The sequence below is a fragment of the Arthrobacter sp. 01L42 genome, assembly GCF_056400005.1.
In genome coordinates, this window is record NZ_JBFTSL010000016.1 from 101,813 (window position 1) to 123,571 (window position 21,759).

18 protein-coding genes and 1 pseudogene are annotated in these 21,759 nt (G+C 67.6%); 13 read left to right on the top strand and 6 right to left on the bottom strand.

Translation table 11 applies throughout. The features are described 5' to 3' along the window. Window positions 1–10: 10 nt before the first annotated feature. Complete coding sequence (locus tag AC1DN2_RS14800) at window positions 11–1,732, bottom strand: MFS transporter (protein ID WP_476850893.1); 1,722 nt, start codon at window positions 1,730–1,732, stop codon at window positions 11–13. Between the two features lie 317 nt (window positions 1,733–2,049). Here AC1DN2_RS14800 and AC1DN2_RS14805 point away from each other — a divergent pair, with 317 nt between their 5' ends. The 6 genes from AC1DN2_RS14805 (at window position 2,050) to AC1DN2_RS14830 (ending at window position 8,934) form a co-directional block, all read left to right on the top strand. After that, window positions 2,050–3,060: a phosphotriesterase family protein gene (locus AC1DN2_RS14805; protein WP_476850894.1), complete on the top strand. Its 1,011-nt coding sequence runs from the start codon at window positions 2,050–2,052 to the stop codon at window positions 3,058–3,060. A 50-nt stretch (window positions 3,061–3,110) separates the two neighbouring features. Next, complete coding sequence (locus AC1DN2_RS14810; RefSeq protein ID WP_476850895.1) at window positions 3,111–4,064, top strand: phosphotriesterase family protein; 954 nt, start codon at window positions 3,111–3,113, stop codon at window positions 4,062–4,064. Window positions 4,065–4,143: 79 nt separating this feature from the next. Further along, on the top strand, window positions 4,144–5,286 hold the full coding sequence (locus AC1DN2_RS14815) for an FAD-dependent monooxygenase (RefSeq protein ID WP_476850896.1): 1,143 nt from the start codon (window positions 4,144–4,146) through the stop codon (window positions 5,284–5,286). Between the two features lie 3 nt (window positions 5,287–5,289). Continuing rightward, window positions 5,290–6,222 carry an alpha/beta hydrolase gene (locus AC1DN2_RS14820; protein ID WP_476850897.1) on the top strand — a complete coding sequence of 311 codons (933 nt, stop codon included), beginning with the start codon at window positions 5,290–5,292 and terminating at the stop codon, window positions 6,220–6,222. Next, window positions 6,219–7,187 (top strand): MBL fold metallo-hydrolase, encoded by a 969-nt coding sequence (locus AC1DN2_RS14825; RefSeq protein WP_476850898.1) that lies wholly within the window; start codon window positions 6,219–6,221, stop codon window positions 7,185–7,187. Before AC1DN2_RS14820 ends, AC1DN2_RS14825 begins: the two co-directional genes overlap by 4 nt. Continuing rightward, complete coding sequence (locus AC1DN2_RS14830; RefSeq protein WP_476850899.1) at window positions 7,180–8,934, top strand: CocE/NonD family hydrolase; 1,755 nt, start codon at window positions 7,180–7,182, stop codon at window positions 8,932–8,934. Before AC1DN2_RS14825 ends, AC1DN2_RS14830 begins: the two co-directional genes overlap by 8 nt. A 62-nt stretch (window positions 8,935–8,996) precedes the next feature. Here AC1DN2_RS14830 and AC1DN2_RS14835 read toward each other — a convergent pair whose 3' ends face one another. From AC1DN2_RS14835 to AC1DN2_RS14850, 4 genes and pseudogenes are all read right to left on the bottom strand, one after another. Further along, complete coding sequence (locus AC1DN2_RS14835) at window positions 8,997–9,584, bottom strand: TetR/AcrR family transcriptional regulator (RefSeq protein ID WP_476850900.1); 588 nt, start codon at window positions 9,582–9,584, stop codon at window positions 8,997–8,999. A 35-nt stretch (window positions 9,585–9,619) separates the two neighbouring features. Beyond that, window positions 9,620–12,034, bottom strand: coding sequence for an ATP-binding cassette domain-containing protein (locus tag AC1DN2_RS14840; RefSeq protein WP_476850901.1), 2,415 nt, complete (start codon window positions 12,032–12,034; stop codon window positions 9,620–9,622). Between the two features lie 104 nt (window positions 12,035–12,138). Further along, window positions 12,139–12,558: pseudogene (locus tag AC1DN2_RS14845) on the bottom strand (VOC family protein). Further along, window positions 12,555–13,004 carry a helix-turn-helix transcriptional regulator gene (locus tag AC1DN2_RS14850; protein ID WP_476850902.1) on the bottom strand — a complete coding sequence of 150 codons (450 nt, stop codon included), beginning with the start codon at window positions 13,002–13,004 and terminating at the stop codon, window positions 12,555–12,557. The pseudogene AC1DN2_RS14845 and the gene AC1DN2_RS14850 overlap by 4 nt, the downstream one beginning before the upstream one ends. A gap of 104 nt (window positions 13,005–13,108) precedes the next feature. Between AC1DN2_RS14850 and AC1DN2_RS14855 the strand changes: the two genes are divergently transcribed. The 5 genes from AC1DN2_RS14855 (at window position 13,109) to AC1DN2_RS14875 (ending at window position 17,959) form a co-directional block, all read left to right on the top strand. Next, complete coding sequence (locus tag AC1DN2_RS14855; RefSeq protein WP_476850903.1) at window positions 13,109–14,338, top strand: type III polyketide synthase; 1,230 nt, start codon at window positions 13,109–13,111, stop codon at window positions 14,336–14,338. 62 nt (window positions 14,339–14,400) lie between these two features. Further along, window positions 14,401–15,111, top strand: coding sequence for a class I SAM-dependent methyltransferase (locus AC1DN2_RS14860; RefSeq protein ID WP_476850954.1), 711 nt, complete (start codon window positions 14,401–14,403; stop codon window positions 15,109–15,111). Beyond that, entirely contained in the window at window positions 15,104–16,282 is a 1,179-nt protein-coding gene (locus AC1DN2_RS14865; RefSeq protein WP_476850904.1) for an FAD-dependent oxidoreductase, read from the top strand. Before AC1DN2_RS14860 ends, AC1DN2_RS14865 begins: the two co-directional genes overlap by 8 nt. Before the next feature lie 42 nt (window positions 16,283–16,324). Next, window positions 16,325–17,278 (top strand): hypothetical protein, encoded by a 954-nt coding sequence (locus AC1DN2_RS14870; RefSeq protein WP_476850905.1) that lies wholly within the window; start codon window positions 16,325–16,327, stop codon window positions 17,276–17,278. Between the two features lie 9 nt (window positions 17,279–17,287). Next, a complete protein-coding gene (locus AC1DN2_RS14875) occupies window positions 17,288–17,959 on the top strand; it encodes a peptide deformylase (RefSeq protein ID WP_476850906.1) in 672 nt (223 codons plus the stop codon). 15 nt (window positions 17,960–17,974) lie between these two features. Here AC1DN2_RS14875 and AC1DN2_RS14880 read toward each other — a convergent pair whose 3' ends face one another. Continuing rightward, window positions 17,975–20,044 carry a S9 family peptidase gene (locus tag AC1DN2_RS14880; protein ID WP_476850907.1) on the bottom strand — a complete coding sequence of 690 codons (2,070 nt, stop codon included), beginning with the start codon at window positions 20,042–20,044 and terminating at the stop codon, window positions 17,975–17,977. Window positions 20,045–20,197: 153 nt separating this feature from the next. On the opposite strand from AC1DN2_RS14880, the gene AC1DN2_RS14885 reads away from it, so the two are divergent. Together AC1DN2_RS14885 and AC1DN2_RS14890 are read left to right on the top strand one after the other, a co-directional pair. Beyond that, window positions 20,198–21,061 (top strand): methyltransferase domain-containing protein, encoded by an 864-nt coding sequence (locus AC1DN2_RS14885; RefSeq protein ID WP_476850908.1) that lies wholly within the window; start codon window positions 20,198–20,200, stop codon window positions 21,059–21,061. 231 nt (window positions 21,062–21,292) lie between these two features. Further along, window positions 21,293–21,754 (top strand): NfeD family protein, encoded by a 462-nt coding sequence (locus AC1DN2_RS14890; RefSeq protein ID WP_028276336.1) that lies wholly within the window; start codon window positions 21,293–21,295, stop codon window positions 21,752–21,754. Window positions 21,755–21,759 lie beyond the last annotated feature (5 nt).

The window sequence follows — 21,759 nt, forward strand, 5'->3', positions numbered from 1 at the left end:
GCCGTCAGGCTTAGACGGCCGCCTCGGCGTTTACTTCGGTGGTCTCGGCGATGGCCTCGGGCGCGGGCGCCGAGGACCGTGCAGAGATGAAGAGGGTGAGAGTGGCGGAGAGGATCGCCGCGATGCCCGCGGTGAGGTATACAGCCTGGAACCCCTGGCCCAGTGAGGTCCCTGCCACGCCCTGGATTTGCGGCTGTGCGGCGTTGAGGGCCTGGACCATACCGTCGACCGCCGGGGTGGGCGCGCCGCCTGCCAGTGCCTGGCCGGAGAATTGGGCGATGACCCCGTCCCAGCCGGCGAGGAAGCCCAGCGGCGGCACGTTCGCCAGCCCGCTGACGGCCTCTGCGGGCAGTCCCGCCCCGCCGAGGATCCCGGCAAGGGGACCCGCGAAGGCCGTGGCTCCGATGCCGAAGGCGATGGCTGAGCCGACAACGGGGCCGAGGGCGAAGCCGAGGTCGCGCAGGAGGTTCGTCGTCGCCGAAGCCATGCCGATCTGCTGGGGCGGGACGGTGTTGATGGCAACAGCGGTGACGGAACCGACGGTGAGCGCGAATCCGATACCCAACAGCAGGAGCGGCGGAATGAAGGCCGTCCAGGGGGTGCCGCCGAAGGCCTCCGGAGTGCCGAGGGCGAATGTCGAGAGCCAGAAACCGGAGACTGCCATGAGGACGAAGCCCGCGGTGAGCACCCAGCGCGGTGCTACGTGGTGGATGAGCCACCCCACCACCGGGATGAAGGCGAATGCCGGGCCCTGGATGAAGACGAACAGCACACCGACCTTCCAGGTCTCGGCCAGCGCGAGTCCACTGACGGCGACGCTGGTGCTGAAGCAGATCGCGAGGAAGGCGAACATGCCGGTGACCGCCACAATGCCGGTGATCGAGTAGGCGCTGTTCTTGAACAGCGACAGGTGAATCAGTGGCTGCGCGGTGCGTGATTCGATGACGACGAAGGAGACCAGGAGGATTCCGCCGGCGACGTAGCTTGCAATCACCTGGGCGCTGCCGAAGCCGGCATCAACCGCTGTCACCGTGGCGTAGAGGACGGCGATAAGTCCGAGCGCGAGCGTAATCTGTCCGGGGATGTCCAACTTGCGCCCCTCGGCTGCTGCGGAGTCTTTCGCCCGGAGCGCGACGAGGAGTACGAGCACGGCAATGGCGGCCGCAACCAGGTAGGCCGCCCGCCAGCCGCTGAACTCGTTCGGCGCACCCGGCGCAGCACCCGGCACGGTGAAGAACTGCGCGGTGAAGCCAGCGAGCACTGGGGAGATCACCGCGCCGAGGGACAGGAACCCGGCCCACGTGGCGATGACCTTCGCCCGTGCGCGGTGATCCGGGGTGATCGCGGCGATCATGGACAGCGAGATGGGGAACAGGATGCCCGCCCCAATGCCGCCGACGGCCTGGGCGGCGATCATCATCTCGGTTGTCGGCGCCAGCGCAGCCATGACGGAGCCGACGATGCTGACCCCGGCTCCGATGTACAGAAGCTTCTTGCGTCCGAACAGGTCGCCCAGGAGGCCCCAGCTGAGCTCGAACACGACAATACCCATCAAGAACATGCCCGCGATCCAGGTCAGGCCCGCGCCTGAAGTATGGAATTCCGCGGCGAACGTGCCGCTGAGGGCGCCCGGCAGCGCGTTGGTGATCTGGGCCAGTGTGACCGCGCTGTAGGCGGCTATGAAAGTGGCTCGCACCGAGCTGCGGCTCGGTACCGAAATGGTCTGACTCATCGATGAAACTCCTTTGTTCCGGGTCGATCCTCCGGTGACGCGCCATGACTGGTGCCCTGCCGGAGCAAGAGCCGGCAGGCGGAGGTGGATGTGGCGCTCACCACAGTCTGATATCAATCTTTACGAGATGTCAAGAAAACATACTCAACGTTTGCTTCATGAACGCACCGGCATCCAGGGGATGTGTACGGCTCGTCTGTGTTCTTGACACAATGTAAAGAAAGATGTGATGCTGGCTACACCGCAACGGGGCTACGGCACGGTCAGGCACCGCGGCGCCCCTGTATTCAGCACCCGATCTTCAAGGGAGAAGCCAAGTGAGTCACACCACACCCGTCGATAGCGGGGACACGTTCCACGCCCCCACCGGGCAAACCGTCAATACGGTATTGGGTCCCGTCCCTGCCTCGGAACTGGGCGTAGTCGCGCTCCATGAGGCCCTATTGTCAGTGGTCCCGGGCGCCCAGTACGCACCAGAGATCTCCATGGACAGGGCACAGATCTTCGAGGCCCTGGCGGCCAAGCTCGCGGACTTCCGCGAGCACGGCGGGCAGACGATCGTCGACAGCACGGGCATGTTCCACGGCCGCGACCTCAAGCTCTACGAGGCGTTGTCCCGCACCACCGGCGTCCACATCGTCGCCTCCACGGGCCTGGGCCCGGAGGAAGAACTCGGCGGATACTTCCTGACGCCGCAGACCAACCCGCCCACCCCGTGGCCGGCCGAAAAGTTCGCCGATCTCTTCGGCAAGGAGGTCACTGAGGGGATGGTGGTTCCCCGGGTCGAGCGCCGCGCCGCCGCCGGCATCGTCGCGACCATTGCCGACCGCGCCGGCATGACACCGACCGAGGAAAGCCTGTTCCGCGGCTCCGCCCGCGCCGCCAGGAACACCGGCGTCCCGGTCTCTATCCGCTTTGGCGCCGATGTCCTGCACGATCTGGACATCGTCCTGGACGAGCAGCTCGGGGCCGACCGGGTGCTCGTCGGCGACCTCGACCGCAAGGACGCTGCCGGCTCCGCCAGCGAGGTGGCCGGCCGGGGAGCCTTCGTCGGCATCGACCATGTGGGCCTGAACGACCACGCGGACTACCTCACCGACCATGACCGCGCCGAACTGGTGCTCGGGCTCGTCAAGGCAGGCCATGCCGACCGGATCATCCTGTCGGGCAACTCGATCGGCGTTGCCAAAGGGCTGCCGGAGTACAACCTGCCCTACAGCCACGTCCTGACGACGTTCGTGCCGTACCTCAAGGCCCACGGCCTGAGCGACGAAGACGCCCGGCGCATCCTCGTGGATAACCCGCGCAACCTGCTGACCGTGCGCTAAGCACCGCTCGGTCCACACACAACAAGCTTTCGAAACCCTGAGGTGAACGAATGACCAAGGTCAACACCGTGCTGGGAACCATCCCGGCCGAAGAACTGGAAATCGTGGCGGTCCACGAGCACATCGGCTACGGCATGCCCGGGTCCGAACTGGATACCAGGTGGTGGAAGTCGCCGGAGCAGGCGTACGAGGAAACCGTGCCGAAGCTGCGGAAGTTCCGCGAATACGGCGGCGGTACCTTCGTGGACGCCACGGGCATCTGCAACGGCCGCGACGTCGACTACTACAAGTCCCTGTCCCGGAAGACGGGCGTGCACATCGTTGCCTGCACCGGCTTCGTCGGCGGAGACACCGCCCTGCCGCACTTCTCCCGCGCAAGCGTGGACTATCTCACGAAGGTCTTCATCCACGAGATCACCGTCGGCATCGGCAACACGGGCGCCAAGGCCGGCGTCATCAAGGTCGGCGTGAGCCGCGGCGGACGCATGACGGATCTGGACAAGCGCATTTACCGGGCCGCGGCCCGCGCCGCCGTCGTCACCGGCGCTCCGGTCCTGACCCACCTGGCCATCGACCCGGAACCGGCAGTGAACATCTTCAACGAAGAAGGCCTCCCGCTGGACCGCGTGCTCTTCGGCCACGCCGACGACGGCCTGAACGCTCCGGTCACCCCGCACGATTGGATCTACGAGCAGGGCGGCCGCATCGGCTTCGACACTTTCGGCTACGACCTCGAGCTGCCTGATCCGCCGTTCTGGGGCCGCAAACGTGCCGAACGCATGGAGCACTTCGTCAACCTCGTGAACAAGGGCTATGCGGACAAGCTCCTCGTCTCGGCGGACGCAAACTGCAGCCCGCTGGGCTGGCCGGGCGTGAAGGGCCACACCATCAACTACATCTTCGAGGACATGATCCCCGACATGCGCGCGGCCGGTATCGACGACGCCACCCTCAAACTCCTGCTTGAGGACAACCCGGCCGACTTCCTGTCCCTTCACGCCTGATTCCGGACAGACCACCACAACTTGCCCGTTCCGCCAGACATGGCCCGGGCCCAGAAAGAGTCAAGAAAGAGATGAAACCATGAAGGCTGAAGACATCAAGAACCTCAAGATCGCCATCGTCGGCGCGGGGTACGGCGGCGCAGCGGCGGCCAAGGCCCTGAGCCTGCTCGGTGCCGACGTCAGCGTGTACGAACAGGCATCCCAGATGCGGGAGGTCGGCGCCGGCATCGGGCTGCGTCCTGCCACCATGCACCGGTTCAGCCAGTGGGGCATCTTCGACACGATCGCGAACGTAAGCTCCCCGAGCGACTACTTCGAAATCCTCACCGCCACGAGTGAGCCGATCATGAAGGACACCTGGCCTGAGTTCGGCGGGCAGAGCCAGACCCACCTCATTCACCGCGGCGACTTCATCGATGCCCTCCTGAGCGTGCTGCCGCAGGGCATGGTGCACCTTGGCCACAAGCTGGAGACCATCGAGGACAAGGGCGGCCGCTCCGTCCTGACCTTCACCAACGGCACGACGGTCGAGGCGGACCTGGTGGTCGGCGCCGACGGCATCAAGTCAGTGGTGCGCGAGCAGCTCTTCAGCGACAAGGGCCCGGTGTTCTCCGGCGAACACGCCTACCGCGCTGTGATCTCCGCCGACGACGCCCACGGCATGGTGGTGGACGACAACCTGCGGATGTACATGGGCAGGGGCACGAAGGTCTACCTGCTGCCGCTGCGCCACCGCAACCAGATGTCCTTCGATATCACCGCACTGTGCCCGGACAGCACCTGGGCCCCTACCATCACGAAGGATGACCTCGTGGCGACGGTGGGGGGCTTCGACGAGCGGATCGTCAACATCGCCCGCGGCCTCGACATGGACACCGTCAACATCCGCGCCGTCTACGACATCGACCCGGTCGACACGTGGCACACGGACTCCGTCGTGCTCATGGGCGATGCGGCCCACTCGATGCTGCACCACCAGGGCCAGGGCGCCAACTCGGCCATCGAGGATGCCGGTGCGCTCGCCGATGCCTTGGCGGAGGCCGGCTCTGTCAAGGATGCACTGGCCCTGTTCCAGGCAACCCGCAAGCCGGTAACGGACGAGCTGCAGCGCATCTCGCGTCAGGGGTGGACCGAGGACGAGGTCAATGACGTCTTCCCGGGGCAAAAGCCCACGTCCCAGAAGCCCGCCGCCGTCAACGCACCAGCAGAGTCGAAGGCCTGACCCATGACCATCCATCCCGAAATTGCCAAGATCCTCAGCACCCTGCCGGCGCCCGATGGCTCGCCGCTGAACCCGGGGGCCATGCGCGCCGGCGAGGCCGCGCAGGTTCCCGCATTGGAGGACCGTCTGCCGCTGCACTGCGTCGAGGACGCCACCGCAGTGACGCCATCGGGCGAGGTGCCCGTGCGGATCTACACGCCGGCCGGGGCCGACGCTCATGGGCTTCTGGTGTACCTCCACGGCGGGGCATTCTTCCTCGGCAGCCTGGACACGCACGACCACGTTGCCCGGGCCCTGGCCAAGGAGACAGGTCATAAGGTCATCTCTGTCGGCTACCGCCTGGCGCCCGAGGCTGCTTTCCCTGCCGGCCTCGACGACTGCTACGGGGTGGTCCGGTGGGCCGCCGAGCAGGGTACGAGCCTGGGCTGGGACGGCAAGAACCTTGCCATCGCCGGCGACAGTTCGGGCGGCAACTTCGTCGCTGCCGTCGCAGCGATGGCCCACGACGACGGGTTCGACCGGATCACGCATCAGGTCCTCTTCTACCCGTCCCTGGACCTGGACTTCGACGTCGACCGCTACGCCTCGCTGCGGGAGAACGCCGAAGGATTCGGGCTGGAGACGGCGGGCCTCAAGCCGTTCAACTCCTTTTACCTGGAGAGCGGGGCGGACCCGGCGGACCCGCTCGTCTCCCCCATCAAGCGCGATGACCTCACAGGCCTGCCGGCGGCGCTCATCATCACCGCCGAGCACGACCCCCTGCGCGATGAGGGCGAACTTTACGGCCAGCGACTGGCGGAGGCCGGCGTCGTGGCGGCCGTCAGCCGCTACCCGGGGGCCAACCACGGCTTCGTCCAGAACTTTTCCTGGATCCCGGAGTTCTACCGGGCCTTCGAGGAAGCAGGCGACTTCCTGAACGCGGGGGCCGGGCAATGACAGGGCCAGTCGCTGTTCATCCCCTGGTCTCGCCGTGGGGCCGGTTCGGACTCTACAGCTTCTTCATCGACGCTACCGAGCCCGCCATCGTCGACACCGGGATCGCGTCCTCGCCTGCCGAAGGCATGGTCCCGGCACTGGAGGCGATCGGCCGCCGGATCGAGGACGTGCGCTGGATCCTGCTGACCCACGGCCACATCGACCACCTCGGCGGTGCGCACGCCCTATGGGAGCTCACCGGACGGCGCGCGGAGGTCGTGATCCACGAGGCCGACGCGCCTCTGCTGCGCTCCCGGCGCGCGCACGTCGACCAGTACGTGGACGTGCGCCAGCAGTACATCGACAATCCGAATGCCATCGAGGAGCAGACGAAAGCCGCGAACCACGTCATCTCCGGCGAGATGGAGCCGACCATGCTGGTTAGGGGCGGCGAGACCCTCGCCCTGGGCGGGGACGTCACCGTCTCGGTCCACCACATCCCCGGCCACACGGCCGGGTCCGTCGCCTACGTCGTGGACGGGCAGCAGTCGGTCTTCGTCGGCGATGCCGTGCAGATCCACGGAGCGGCCAACGGCTTCCCCGGCTACGAGGATCCGGCCGCCTACCGCTCAAGTCTGCGGTACCTGCGCGACGACGTCCGCCCGCAACACCTGTACCTGGGCCACCCGTACCGGGGCGCTGACGGCGTGCCGTACGGCGTTGAACTGGACCGTGAGGCGGCCCGGAATGCCCTGCAGGGAAGCCTGGACCTCGAGACCCGAATCGACGACGCCGCCCGCCGGTACCTTCGCGACGGCCTCCAGGAGACGGACTCGCCATACTCGCCCTTCGCCCGCGTCGCTGCAGAACTCGGCTACGCGGGCGACCCCAGCCTCGAGCCGTCCCCGTTCTTCACGACGCTCCACGGCTACCGCACGGCCTTTGACCGCCTGACCAAAGATGAGGAGCTTCGCACCCATGGATGACCTGAAGATGTTGGATGCCGGCGCGGAGAAAATCGCCGTCCGCAAGGACCTCCGGGTCCCGATGCGGGACGGCGTCGAGCTCGCCGCGGACGCCTATCACGGTACCGGGGACAAACCGCGCCCCGCCCTCGTAGCCCTGAGCCCCTACGGCAAAGAACTGCAGGCGCTGGCCCTCACAACCCCGCCACAGCGGCGCCCCAGCCCGATGTGGGACGGCTGCATCGAGGCCGGCGACATCGCCCGCATCGTCAAGGAGGACTACGTTCACGTCATTGGCGACCTGCGCGGCTCGGGTCACTCCGGCGGCGAACATATCGGCAATTACAACGCCGGTGGCGTGTCGCTTGGCCAGGACGCCTACGACTTCATCGAGTGGGTCGCCGCGCAGCCGTGGTGCGACGGCAACGTCGGCATGGTCGGCATCTCCTATTTCGGCTCCATGCAGGTGCTGGCAGCGGCCGAGCGGCCGCCGCACCTGAAGGCGATCTTTGTCTCCGGCGGCCACTACGACTTCTACGAGACCACCTACCATGGCGGCATCATGTGGTTCATGCCGCGTGCTGCACGCGAGGGCCGCGGCGGCGATTCCGGCTGGGCGTTCACGGACAACGTCAAGTCCCGCATGATCGAGAAGTACTCCCCCGGGGAATTGACGAAGCTGGTTGCCACGCGTCTTGCGGACCCGGACGTGGCCGCCTGGCCGAACCTGGTCCATGTCCTGAACTACCCGAAGAACCACGAGGCCTGGTTCGACATTGTGATGAACGAGCTCGACGGGGACTGGTACGAGGAGCGCAACCCCATCACGCTGGCCCCGAACATCGACATCCCGGTCTACCTGCAGATCGACCAGGGCCGCGGCTGGACGATGGACGGCACGATTGAGCTGTTCAAGGAGCTGAAGGGCCCCAAGAAGCTGGACATCGGCCCGTACCCGCCGATGCAGTCGCGTCCCTTCATCGAAGAGCACGACAAGATGTTCCGGTGGTACGACTACTGGATCAAGGGCATCGACAACGGCGTCATGGACGAGCCGGCCGTGAGCGTCTTCGTGGAGGGCTCGCGTGAGCTGGTGACTGCGGAGGCGTGGCCGCCGAAGGACGTCGAGTACAAGTCCCTCTATCTGCGCCCGCGGCACAAACTGTCGACCGAGCCCGAGCTGATGGGCGCGGAGTACGCCGCCCCGGACGGCTTCTACCAGGCGCCGCTGACAGTGACCGACAAGGTGGAGATCATCAGCTGGTCCACGCCTGCCTTCGAGGAGGACACGGAGATGATCGGCACCGGTGCCGCGCACATCTTCGCCCAGATCGACCAGCCGGACACCAACTTCATCCTCCGCCTGTGGGATTACGCGCCCACCGGCGCGCGCCAGCTGATCACCAGCGGATACCTGAAGGCCTCGCACCGCGAACTTGACGACCGCAGCACCGAGGGCAACCCGCTCCACCCGCACACCCGCAGTGTGCCGGTGGAGCCGGGGACGATCGAGGAGTACGTCCTGCGCCTCTATCCGTTCGCGAACACTTTCAAGCCGGGCCACAAGCTCATCGCAGAGCTCTCGAACGGCGAGCCGCTGGCCGACGAGCACAACGCGCTGCTGCCGCCGGATGCCTTCCATCTGCCGGTGGGCCGGCCCGTCACCCACAAGATCTACCGCGACGCCGCCCACCAGTCCAGGCTGGTCCTGCCGTTCACCTCCCGCCAACCGGCGGAGGGCCAGCCGGCGGTCGTCCAGGCGCGCTGATGCCATGCGGCAGCTGACAACACCAGGGCGCAGCCAACAGGCTGCGCCCTGGTGTTGCCTGCTCACTCAGCCAGCAGGAAGCACCAGTTCTCGACCATCAGATCCAGTGAAGTATCGCGGTCCACGGTCCAGCCGAGCCGCATCCAGCGCCGGGAAAAGAACTCCAGCTCGCCGAAGGCCAGCGCGCAGCGGACCCGGCGGCTGGCCGGGGCAAAACGCCCGGCGCTGTCGAGGCCCGCCTGCATGTCGTCGATCGCCGTGTCGAACCACTGGTCCAAAGCCGCCTGGATGCCCGGTTCGCTGGCCGCGGCCTGGTGAGCCGCCACAACATAGGGGCGGATGTCGGCCCACTGGTCAAATTTCCGGGCCAGCCAGACCCTGATCAGCTCGCGGTCTCCGGACTCCACCACCGAATGCAGCGGCGGGACATCGGCCTCCGTCAGCATCTCGTTGGACCGCTCGACGAGCGAGCGCATGAGCTGGGCTTTGGACGGAAAATGCGCATAGAAGGTTGCCCTGGTGGTGCCGACGGCAGCGGAGATGTCATCCACCGTGGTGGCGGCGAACCCTTTCTCCTCGAAAAGCTCCAGCCCCTTGTCGAGGAAAAGCCGGCGGGTCATCTGCTTTTGAGCGTCTCGAATGATTGCCACGCCCCCAGATTAGTCCCCCGATTCACCGCATTCGTTCACTTGATGCTGTTTTCAGCCACTGAACCGACGTAAGCCGCGAGGTGCTCGCCGGTGAGGGTGGAGCGGGCGGCCACAAGGCTGCCGGGCGTGCCCTCGAAAACGATCCGGCCGCCGTCGTGACCGGCGCCGGGACCAAGGTCGATGATCCAGTCGGCGTGCGCCATGACCGCCTGGTGGTGCTCGATGACGATGACCGATTTGCCGGAGTCGACGAGCCGGTCCAGGAGTCCCAAAAGGTTCTGGACGTCGGCGAGATGCAGGCCGGTGGTGGGCTCGTCGAGGACGTAGACATCACCCTTCTCCGCCATCTGGGTGGCGAGCTTGACGCGCTGCCGCTCGCCACCGGACAGCGTGGTGAGCGGCTGGCCCAGGGTGAGGTAGCCCAGCCCGACGTCGACGAGCCGGTCGAGGATCTTGTGGGCCGCCGGGGTGCGGGCCTCCCCTTCGCTGAAGAACACCGCGGCTTCGGTCATTGACATGGCCAGCACCTCGGCAATATTCCGGCCACCCAACGTGTACTCCAGAACTGCCGCCTGGAACCGCCGGCCCTCGCAGTCCTCACAGGTGGATTCGACCGTGGCCATGACACCGAGCTCGGTGAAGATGACACCCGCGCCGTTACAGGTGGGGCAGGCACCCTCCGAATTGGAGCTGAACAGCGCCGGCTTCACGCCGTTGGCCTTCGCGAACGCCTTGCGGATCGGCTCGAGGAGGCCCGTGTACGTCGCAGGGTTGCTGCGCCGCGAACCCTTGATGGCGCCCTGGTCGATCACCACCACACCGTCCCGGCCGTCCACCGAGCCGTCGATCAGCGAGCTCTTGCCCGAACCTGCAACACCCGTGACGACGCAGAGCACGCCGAGCGGGACGTCGACGTCCACGTCCTTGAGGTTGTGCGTCGAGGCGCCCCGCACCTCGAGCGTGCCGGACGGGGTACGCACGGAGTCCTTCAACCTGGCCCGGTCGTCGAGGTGCCGCCCGGTGATGGTGTCGCTCGCCCGCAGGCCCTCCACGGTTCCCTCGAAGCACACGCTGCCGCCCGCCGTACCCGCGCCGGGGCCAAGGTCAATGACGTGGTCGGCGATGGCGATGGTCTCCGGCTTGTGCTCGACGACGAGCACGGTGTTGCCCTTGTCCCGCAGCTGCAGCAGCAGCTGGTTCATCCGTTCGATGTCATGCGGGTGCAGGCCGATCGTCGGCTCGTCAAAGACGTAGGTGATGTCGGTAAGGGACGAGCCCAGGTGCCGGATCATTTTGGTGCGCTGGGCCTCGCCGCCGGACAGGGTGCCCGCCGGACGGTCCAGCGAGAGGTAACCCAGCCCGATTTCGGCGAACGAGTCGAGCAGGTGCTGCAGGCCTTTCAGCAGGGGTGCGACGGAAGGGGCGTCAAGCTCGCGGATCCATGCGGCGAGGTCGCTGATCTGCATCTCGCAGAGGTCCGCGATGTTCTTGCCCTGGATCTTCGCGGACCTGGCCTCCGGGCTCAGCCGGGTGCCGTCGCACTCGGGGCAGGCCTGGAACGTGATGGCGCGTTCCACGAAGGCCCGGATGTGCGGCTGCATGGCGTCGACGTCCTTGGAGAGCATCGACTTCTGGATCTTCGGGATCACGCCCTCGTAGGTCAGATTGATGCCCTCGACCTTGATCTTGGTGGGCTCCTTGTAGAGGAGGTCGTGCATTTCCTTCTTGGTGAACTTCGCGATCGGCTTGTCCATGTCGAAGCCGGCGCCGCTGAAGATCCGGCCGTACCAGCCGTCCATGCTGTAGCCGGGGATCGTCAGGGCACCCTCCCTGAGCGATTTGCTGTCGTCGTACAACGCGGTGAGGTCGAAGTCCGAAACCGAGCCCATCCCCTCGCAGCGTGCGCACATGCCGCCCAGGTAGACCACATCGCGCACCACGCTCCGCTCGACCCGGCCGCCGGCTTTCTCGGTACTCATCACCCCGCTCGCCTTGCGCGTCGGGACGTTGAATGAGAAGGCAGTGGGTGGCCCGATGCGGGGCATGCCCAGACGGCTGAAGAGGATCCGGAGCATGGCGTTCGCGTCGGTGGCGGTGCCGACGGTGGACCGGGGGTTGGCGCCCATCCGCTCCTGGTCAACGATGATCGCCGTCGTCAGCCCCTCCAGGTGGTCCACCTCGGGCCGCGCCAGGTTGGGCATGAAGCCCTGCACAAACGCGCTATAGGTCTCGTTGATCATCCGCTGCGACTCGGCGGCGATGGTGGCGAAAACCAGCGAGCTCTTGCCCGAGCCGGACACGCCGGTGAACACCGTCAAGCGGCGCTTCGGGATCTCGACGCTGATGTCCTTGAGGTTGTTCTCCCGTGCGCCCTGCACGCGGATCAGGTCGTGGCTGTCCGCTTCATGCAGCCCGGGCGGCTGCGTGTCCGTGCTCGTGGCAATGCTCATCGTGTCTCCATCTGTTGGGCGGGGCAGCCCCAAGCGTCCCCGTCGTCGTCGACTGGCTCTATCTAACCAGCTGGCGGCTGGTCCGGCGGTGGCCGGCGGGCACCTTAGATCGGCTGCTGGATGCGGATCAGGTTGCCCGCGGGATCGCGGAAGGCGCAGTCGCGCACCCCGTAGGCCTGCTCTGTCGGTTCCTGGACCACCTCGGCGCCGCTGGCCTGCAGCCGTTCGAAGGTGGCGTCGACGTCCTTGGTGGCCAGGAGGATGCGCGCATAGGTGCCCTTGGCCATCATCTCGTCGATGGTGCCGCGCTATTCGTCGGTGACGCCGGGATCGGCGGCGGGCGGTTCCAGGACGATGGATGTGTCCGGCTGGCCGGCCGGGCCGACCGTGATCCAGCGCATCCCGCCGTAGCCGACGTCGTTGCGGACCTCGAAGCCGAGGGTGTCCCGGTAGAAGGCCAGGGCGGCGTCGGGATCGTTGTGTGGGAGGAAACTGGCGTGAATGTTGATGTCCATGGGCTTCATGCTAGTTGCGGTTCGGGGGCCGGGACTTCTCGATTCCTGACCGGTCTGGTGACCTGTTTCGCGACGCATGAGGGCATCCCTGCGGTTGCCCTGGCTGCCTCGCGCCGGTAGACGCTGGGCGGCACGCCAACCAGTTCGGTGAAGCGGGTGCTGAAGGTGCCCAGCGACGAGCAGCCGACCGTAAAGCAGACCTCGGTGACGCTCAGGTCGCCGCGGCGCAGCAGGGTCATCGCGCGTTCTATGCGCCGTGTCATGAGATAGCTGTACGGCGACTCGCCGTACGCCAGGCGGAACTCGCGGCTGAGGTGCCCGGCGGACATGTGGGCGCCGCGGGCGAGGGCCTCGACATCCAGCGGCTGTGCGTATTCCCGGTCCATTCGGTCGCGGACGCGGCGTAACAGCGCGAGGTCGCGCAAGCGCTGCGCCCGGTCGGGTTTGCTGGTCACAAGTGCGATCGTGCTACGTCGTGCCGGAGTTGTCCAGCCCGGAGGTGTTCCTGAATCTCCGGCCGTTCCATTGTCTTTGGCGGCAGGCTCGCTGAGAATGAACCATGACGGTCTACCTGAGGTCTCTGGAAACTGCAGTCCCGCCAACCATCCTGGTCCAGCCCGAGGCCAGGGCCGTGTTCGCCGCCCAGCCGGGCCTCACCCGGCTCGGATCCCGGCTCGTCAACACGTGCTTTGACTCTGCAGCCATCGACACGCGGCACACGGCGGTGGAGGAACTCACCGCGGACAGCAAGGCGGAAAACCCCCAGTTCTTCGACCCCGCCACCGGCCTGGTGCTCAGCCCCAGCACCAAGACCCGGAACGGCATTTTCGCCACGGAAGCGACCAAGCTCTTCATTGAAGCAGCCCAAAAAGCCCTCGATGCCTGCCCGGGCGTCGAGGAGCGGGACATCACCCACCTGATCACGGTTTCCTGCACCGGATTCTTCAATCCCGGCCCGGACTACAAGATTGTCCGGGCCCTCGGCCTGAATCCGGCTGTCCAGCGGTACCACCTCGGCTTTATGGGCTGCTATGCAGCCTTCCCGGCGATGCGGGCGGCGAAGTCCTTTTGCGAGGCGGATCCGGAGGCGACGGTGCTGGTGGTCTGCGCCGAACTCTGTTCCCTTCACGTCCGGACCTCCAATGATCCGGACACCATCATGGGGTCGGCGTTGTTCGCCGACGGCGCTGCCGCGGCCATCATCACAGCGCGGGACATCCCCGTGGAAACGCCCATGCTGCGGCTGGACCACTTCGAAACCGTCCTGACGCCCGTCGGGGAGGACTCGATGGCCTGGAACATCGGTGACGAGGGCTTCGAGATGGTGCTGGGCAACTATGTCCCGCACATCATCGATGATCACATCATTGGCGCGCTGGAACCGCTCCTGTCCCGCGACGGCTCGCTGAAGGGGCTCCCCTACCGGGAGATCGAGCACTGGGGCATCCACCCGGGCGGCCGGAGCATTCTGGACAAGGTCCAGTCCAGGCTGGAGCTCAGCGACGAGCAGCTGGTCCCGGCCCGCGAAACCCTCCGGAACTTCGGCAACATGAGCAGCGCCACCGTCCTGTTCGTCCTCAAGCACATCCTCGAACTGCCGGCAGCGGACGATGCAGCAGACGACGCCGGGGCCGGCCCGGGCGCGGAACGGATCTGCTCCATGGCCTTCGGTCCGGGCCTGACGGTCGAGACGGCGCTCTTCACCCGGGTGGCGGCCACGCGGACCGCCGCAGCTCCGCGGCAGGAGCCAACGGCGGAACCAGCACAGTCCGTAGCGGTGCGGGTCTGAAAGCGGCCACGCTGAAACCGTTCAGCGCGAAGCGGGGCAGGGAACACCTTCGGGCGGCCCTCCTGCGGGACCGCGCATCCGACGCCGTCGAGGAAATGGACCTGCCGGGCTGCGACCCTGGCCTCCTGGAGCGCACGTATGCCCAGTTTGCGCTTGTCAACCGTGCCGTCGCCGGCTGGCGCGGCATCTACCGGTCCCGGATCAGGCCCCGGCTGTCCACCGCTTCCGTCACGTCCCTGCTGGATATCGGGTGCGGCGGGGGCGACGTTTCCGTGCTGTTGGCCCGGTGGGCGGCCCGGGACGGACTGCGTCTCGAGGTCACCGCCATTGACCCGGATCCGCGGGCGATCCTGTTCGCCCGCGCCCGCCACGCGACGGCGGACGTGACGTTCCGCCAGGCGGCCAGCGCGGAGCTGCTCGAAGAGGGCCACCGGTACGACCTCGTGGTATCCAACCATGTCCTGCACCACCTTGACGGGCTGGAAGCGTTTCTCGCCGAGTCGGCCCGGTTGTCCCGCGGCACAGTGGTCCACAACGACATCCGCCGCAGCCCCGCCGCCTACGCGCTGTTCTCTGCCGGCTCCTGGGTGCTCACCGGCTCCTACATCCGGCAGGACGGGCTGACCTCGATCCGCCGAAGCTACACCGCCGCGGAGCTGGCCGCCGCCGCTCCCCCGGGCTGGACCGTCGCCCGCCACGCCCCCTTCCGGAACCTGCTGCTGCACGGCACTCCCGGCGGCGGCGACCAGTCAGGGTCCGGCGCCAGTGGCTGAGGTTCTGATCATCGGTGCCGGTCCGGTGGGGCTGTTCATGGCCGCGCTGCTGCTGCAGGACGGCGTGGATGTGCAGGTGCTGGAACAGCGGGGCGCACCGGAGCCGCAGTCGCGCGCCATCGGCATCCATCCGCCGGCGCTGGCCGCGCTCGCGGGAACCGGAGTTGCCGAGGCCATGATTGCCGAGGGGGTCCAGATCCGCCGAGGAATGGCACTGGCCGGCGGAAAATGCCTCGCCCGGATGTCTTTTGCCGGCGTGTCGGATCGCTTTCCGTTCGTCCTGTCCCTGCCCCAGGCCCGCACTGAGGCGTACCTGGAACGGCGGGTCAACGAGCTCGGCGACGGCGCCCTGCACCGCGGCGTCCGCCTCACCGGGCTGTCCGACGACGGCGGCCGGGTCAGCGTGGAAGCCGACTCCGGGAGTGGCACCCTGCGCTATTCGGCGCCGCTGGTCATTGCTGCCGACGGCGTGCGTTCCACGGTGCGGGCGCTCCAGGGCGTCAACGTACGCGTGAAAGAGTACCCGGACAGTTACCTGATGGGTGACTTCGCGGACGGGACGGGGTTCGGTCCGGACGCGGCACTGTTCCTCTCCGGCGCCGGCATCGTGGAGTCGTTCCCCTTGCCCGGCCAGCTCCGCCGCTGGGTGGTCCGGCTCGGTACCGGCGACTCAACGGCCGGCGGCTCCCCGCCCGGCGGACCTGATGCCGGAGGACCCGGCGCCGACGCCCGGTGGCTCATGGGCTGCGTGCGCGAACGGACGGGACTCGCCATCGACGCCGGGACCAACAGCATGCTCAGCCGCTTCGGCGTCCGCACGCGCCTGGCCCCCCGGATGGTGGCCGGCCGGGTGGTGATGATCGGGGATGCGGCCCACGAGGTGAGCCCCATCGGCGGGCAGGGCATGAACCTCGGCTGGCTGGACGCGGCGGCGCTGGCACCGATCGTCTCGGCGGCCGTGCGCGGCCAGGATGTCGCGGATCGCCTCCGGAGCTTTGAGCGGACCCGGTTGCGGGCGGCGGCGAGAGCCGCACGCCAGGCGGAAATCAACATGGCCCTGGGCCGGCCCCTCACGGACCGTCTCCTGGCGCTGCGGAACCGTGGCATCGCAGGCGTCGCCGCAGTTCCGCCGGTGAATTCCCTGATCGCCCGTCGTTTCACGATGCACTAGGCAGCGCATTGGCACGGGTTTGCCCCGGAATAGACTGTGCGCATGGACGGACTTCCCGGGATGCGCGGCGCCGCATCGTATTGGGCGTTGCGGGTAGCGGCCGCCACGCTGCTGCTCGGCGCGGCAGCGTCGTGCAGCTACGGAACGGCCGGCGGCACCGCCTCCCCGGCAAGCGCGACGGCGTCGGCGACCCCGATCCCCACAGGCCCCGTGACCGCGGAAATCAGCCAGTTCCGCGACAACTACAGCAAGCAGATCATCGAAATCCAGCTCACGAACACCACCGGCCATGCCCTGACGGTCCTCGGCGCGGAACTGACCAGCCCTCTCTTCGCCGCCCCGATCATCTGGTCCGCCCGCACCGGCGGGATCGAGCTTCCGCCCGGACAGCCCAAGAGCCTGCCGGCGCCGTTGCCCGCCCCGGATTGCGGCAACCCGGCCGGACCGGGAGCCACCTCCGGGGCTGCGGGCGACGCCCACGTATCCCTGCGGCTGGCCACGCCGCAAGGTGCCGTGCCGGTCCCGGCCATGGCCCCGGCAACAGACCCGTTCGGCGTCCTGGCGCGGAACAATTCGGAGCTGTGCCTGGCCCGGGAAGCCTCGGCCGTCGCCACGATCGCGCTGGATCCCGAGCTCGAGGTCGCCGCGGACGGTCAGACCGCCGTCGTGCGTCTGCTGCTGCAACCGCGCGCCGCCGCCGGCGCCGGTGAACTGGTGATAGACCGGATCGAGGAAACCACGCTGCTGGCGGAGGCCTCACAAGCCCCGTGGCCCCGGTCGGTGACGGTCCGCGCCGGCGGGACCCCGGCCCAAGTGCGCCTCGGCATCAGGCCCTCCCGCTGCGATCCCCATGCAGTGGCCGAAGACAAGGTGGGCACACTCCTTCCCCTGCAGGTCAGGGTGGCGGGCCGCGAGGGAATTGTGAAGATCGACGCCGGCAGCCAACTTCGCGCCCGCATCTACGACTTTGTTACAAAGGCGTGCGGGCGCCAGTAGTGTGGGGGCATGCCCTATGACGCCAGGCCCACTGACTACAGCGCCGCCCGGATAAGCGAGACCGTCCAGGAGATCCTGAGCGCCGGCATCCTCCCGCCGATTGTCCAGGCCGGACACCCGGTGCTCCGGCACGTGGCGGCGCCGTACGATGGCCAGTTGACTGATGCCGACCTCGGCCACCTCATCGACCTCATGCGCAGCGTGATGCACAAGGCCCCAGGCGTGGGCCTGGCGGCCCCGCAGCTGGGGATTCCGCTGCAGATCGCTGTCCTGGAGGACCAGTTCGACGTCGATCCCGACGTCGCTGCCGTCCGCGGGCGGGAGGCGCTGCCGTTCTTTGCCATGCTGAACCCGGGCTATCGTCCCCTGGGCGCGAAGTCCGCGGCGTTCTACGAAGGCTGCCTCTCCATTGGCGGCCTGCAGGCGGCGGTCGTGCGGCCGGAATCAGTCCAGCTCGATTTCACGGCGCCGGACGGCACGAAACTCCAGCAGACTTTCTCCGGCTGGCAGGCCCGGATTGTCCAGCATGAAACCGACCACCTCCAAGGGATCCTCTTCCTGGACCGGGCCGAGCTGCGCTCCATCAGCAACAATGCCGAATACTCCGCCCGCTGGGCCCAGCCGGACATCAGCCGCGCCCGGCAGGAACTCGGGTTCCTGCCGGACCCGGCCGCGGACTAAGCCTGCGGGCCAGGGCTAGGGCTGCGGCGCCGGATTCGATGCGGACGGCAGGTAGCGGGCCCACCACTTCAGGATTTCATCGAACCGCTGCTTCCGGTGGTGCGGGGTGCCGGAGCGGGACAGCTCATGGTTCTCGCCGGGGAAGACCAGGAATCCGGTCTCGACCCCCTGTTGCTTGAGGGCGGTGAAGTACCGCTGGCCCTGCTCCACGGGACACCGGAGGTCCTCCTCGCTGTGGATCACCAGCGACGGCGTCCTTACGTGCTGCACGCGCGCCATGGGACTCTGGGCCGCCATTTGCTCCGCCGCCGGGCCGGTGTATTCGCCACCGAAGAACCAGCCGATGTCGGACGAACCGGTGAAGCTCACGGGGTCCAGGAAACCACGCTCGACTATGGCGGCCCGGAAACGGTGGTCGTGGCTGATGGTCCACGCCGTCAGGTAGCCGCCGTAGGATCCGCCCATGATGCCGACATTGGCGGCGTCCAGATCCTCGAACTTCCCCACAGCCCCGTCCAGGAACGCCAGGACGTCCTGCATGTCCACGGTTCCCATCCGCTCCTTGATGGACCGGCCATGTGCCTGGCCGTAACCGGCCGAACCCCGCGGATTGCACATCAGCACGGCGTAACCGGCCCCTGCATAGACCTGCGCTTCGTCGAACAACGCCACCCCGAACTGGGCAAACGGGCCGCCATGGATGTTCAGCAGCACCGGGTGGGGTCCCGGGCCCGCCGGCTTCACGAGCCAGCCATGGACCGGGTACCCGTCGGCCGAGGCCAATGTCAGTTCCTGCGGCTCGCTGATCCCCGCCACGCTCCGCAGCTGGGCGGAGAAGTCCGTCAGGCGGCGCACCTGCCCGCGCTCGAGCACGGCAACATCACCGGCCGTCGTCGAATCGCTGAAACTCACCACGAGCGTTCCGCCACCCTCCGCGGCGCCGGTCACCACCCGGTTGCCTTCCAGGAGGACGGTGTGGCCGCCCGTCGCAACGAATTCGTGCAGCTCCACGGTTCCCCGCGCATTGTTCAGCACCAGGGCGCCCGCGCCGCCGCGCAGCTCCAGCCGGCTGCCGCCGGACAGGTCCAGCGCCTCGGCATCGCTGAGCGCCGTGGCGTGTCCGCCGTCGGCAGGCATCGCATAGAGGACGGTGTTCCTGGCCACGAAGTCCAGCCCGGATGCGCCCAGGTCCTGGGCCAGGAAGAAGAGCCACTGCCCATCGGCGGATTGGCGCACGGTGCTGATGCTCTGCCGTCCGGCGTTGGCCGGCACCACAGCCTGCGGCTGCCCTCCGGTAACAGGCAGCGCGTAGATTCCGCTGACGAGGTCAGTATCCCGCCCATCGTGCAGGGCTGCGGTGAAGTAGATGGTGCCGCCGTCGGCGCTGAAGCCGGCGCCGTTGTGGTCCGCTGGTGCGGTGGTGAGTTGTTTGGCGGCCGGCAGCAGCCCGGCAGCATTCTCCGCGGGATCGGCCGCGGTGCCGAGGGCCTTCAGGGCGCGTCCGGCCGGCGCCACCTTCGGTTCGGCGTCAAGCGGCGGGACCTCGAGGATGAACAGCTGAAGCGGCTTGTCAGCGGTGTAGCCAACACCGTTCATCCGGTACTGGAAATCCGTGATCAGCCGGGCGTCCTCGCTGCCCGCACTCACGCCGTCGATGCTGCCATACCGGCCCTGGTCAGGCGTCCTGGCGCTGAAGAGAATGCTGCGGGAATCAGGCGACCACGTGAAGGAGCTGACCCCCAGTGGGGCCGCCGTCAACAGCTGGGGTTCGCCGCCGGCGGCTTCCACCACGAACAGCTGCGGCTTTCCGTCCGCTGCCGCACGCAGGAAGCCAAGGGCACGGCCGTCAGGTGAAAAGTCCGGTGCTGTGTCACGGAAGCCCCGGGTCAGCCGGCGTGGCCTTTGGTCCGGGTCGTTGAAGTCCGGGTGGGTCGGGTCCTGGCCCAGGGGCACGGTCCACAGCTGGCCCACGTAGGCATCGGCATCGAAGTCCGGGCGGAGCACGGAGACCACGGCGCGGGAACCGTCGGGGTGCACGGCAGGGGCGGACACGGAATTGAGCAGCGGAAGATGTTCAGATTTCACGATTGCGAGCCTAGCCCGTGGCGTGCCCGCTGTGAAACACCTCACGTTGCGCCGGTGCGGCGAGGCACGCCGCAGCGTGCCCGGTGCCCGGCGCCCCTGTAGCCAATGACCCGTCCGCGCGGCGGGCCGGGGTCCGCGCATAGGATGAAAGCTATGCCCGCCGCCGATCTCCCCCTCCTGTGCCCGGTGTGCCGCCAGGGCCTCCGTTTCACTGGCGGCGCCCGCACCCTGGTGTGCGGGGCCGGCCACAGCTTTGACGCGGCCAGGCAGGGCTACTTCAACTTCCTGGTCGGCAAGGGGACGGTTTTTGAAGCCGACAGCGCAGAAATGGTGGCGGCCCGCTTCGACTTCCTCTCCGCGGGGCATTACCAGCCGCTGGCCGATGCCGTGGCCGGGCTCGCCACACCGGCGCTCCGGGAGGCCCCCGCCGGCCGGCCCCTCGTGCTCGACGCCGGAACGGGCACCGGCCACTACCTCAGGGCCGTGCTGGACCGGGCCGCGGACAGTTGTCCGGCCGCGGCAATCGGCCTGGACATTTCCAAGTTCGCCCTGCGTCGCGCAGCCAGGCTGAACCCCGAGGCTTTGAACGTCGTCGGGGACGTCTGGCAGCCGTTGCCGGTCGCGGAGAACGCCGTCGACGTCGTCACCGTGGTCTTTGCGCCGCGCAACGCGCCCGAGTTCGCCCGGGTCCTCCGCCCCGGCGGCCGCCTTGTCGTGGTCACACCGCGGCCCGGCCACCTGGCGGAGGTTGCCGGGCCGGCCGGGATGCTGGGGATCGAGCCGGCCAAAGACGAGCGGCTCGCCGCGTCCCTGGGCCAGCACTTCGCGCCCGTCGCAGCATCTGATCTGGACCTGGCATTGAACCTTGGCCCGCGCGACGTCGCCAACCTGGCCTACATGGGACCGGCCGGCCACCACCTGGACCGCGCCGCACTGGTAGCCCTCGAGGCCGCGCTTCCGGAGCGGACCTCCGTCTCGGCCCGCTTCCGGATCAGCGTCTTTCAACCCATCCGCTGACCATTCCCGCTCCCGCCGCTTCGCAGGCGCCGTCAGGTACGCCCTGAAACCACCCCCAGGAGGGGACGGGGGCGGAAAGCCAGGCCGGGGAATCGACCCGCGAAATAACGACTTGGCCACTTTGGCCATCAATTCCCTACCGCCGGTCCCAGCTATTGCCTTTCCGCTTAGGATGGAATCACAGTTACTGGGGACCTGTGCCTGCAGCTCCCGGAACTCTAGGGGGAATTGATGTCTGAATGGCTGATCGAGAATTGGTGGGCGTTGTGGCTCACGCTCTTTCTCCTGTTTGCCGTGGTCGAGATGATCACACTCGATCTGTTCTTCATCATGCTCGGCGGCGGCGCCCTCGCCGGGCTTGTGGCGGACTTCGCCGGCGCCGATCCGTGGCTGCAGATCATCGCCTTCTGCGTCGTGTCCCTGCTCATGATCGGCTTCGTCCGGCCGGTGGCCCTCAAGCATCTCCACCGGGGACCGGCGGATCAGCGCACCAACATTGAACGCCTCATCGGCGAATCCGCCGTCGTCATGGAGGCTGTGAGCGAAAACGGCGGGCTCGTCAAGATTGGCGGGGACGTCTGGAGTGCGCGGTCCGAATCGGGAGTGCTGGCGCCCGGACAGCAGGCTGTGGTCAGTGCCATCGAAGGGGCCACCGCGATCGTGGCTCCGCAACCGGAATCCGCCGTCCAATAAGGGGC

Coding starts and splice junctions, on each gene's coding strand:
- AC1DN2_RS14855 (WP_476850903.1), top strand. CDS start 13,109: ATGACGGTCTACCTGAGGTCTCTGGAAACTGCAGTCCCGCCAACCATC.
- AC1DN2_RS14890 (WP_028276336.1), top strand. CDS start 21,293: ATGTCTGAATGGCTGATCGAGAATTGGTGGGCGTTGTGGCTCACGCTC.
- AC1DN2_RS14875 (WP_476850906.1), top strand. CDS start 17,288: ATGCCCTATGACGCCAGGCCCACTGACTACAGCGCCGCCCGGATAAGC.
- AC1DN2_RS14830 (WP_476850899.1), top strand. CDS start 7,180: ATGGATGACCTGAAGATGTTGGATGCCGGCGCGGAGAAAATCGCCGTC.
- AC1DN2_RS14825 (WP_476850898.1), top strand. CDS start 6,219: ATGACAGGGCCAGTCGCTGTTCATCCCCTGGTCTCGCCGTGGGGCCGG.
- AC1DN2_RS14800 (WP_476850893.1), bottom strand. CDS start 1,732: ATGAGTCAGACCATTTCGGTACCGAGCCGCAGCTCGGTGCGAGCCACT.
- AC1DN2_RS14885 (WP_476850908.1), top strand. CDS start 20,198: ATGCCCGCCGCCGATCTCCCCCTCCTGTGCCCGGTGTGCCGCCAGGGC.
- AC1DN2_RS14815 (WP_476850896.1), top strand. CDS start 4,144: ATGAAGGCTGAAGACATCAAGAACCTCAAGATCGCCATCGTCGGCGCG.
- AC1DN2_RS14840 (WP_476850901.1), bottom strand. CDS start 12,034: ATGAGCATTGCCACGAGCACGGACACGCAGCCGCCCGGGCTGCATGAA.
- AC1DN2_RS14810 (WP_476850895.1), top strand. CDS start 3,111: ATGACCAAGGTCAACACCGTGCTGGGAACCATCCCGGCCGAAGAACTG.
- AC1DN2_RS14870 (WP_476850905.1), top strand. CDS start 16,325: ATGGACGGACTTCCCGGGATGCGCGGCGCCGCATCGTATTGGGCGTTG.
- AC1DN2_RS14820 (WP_476850897.1), top strand. CDS start 5,290: ATGACCATCCATCCCGAAATTGCCAAGATCCTCAGCACCCTGCCGGCG.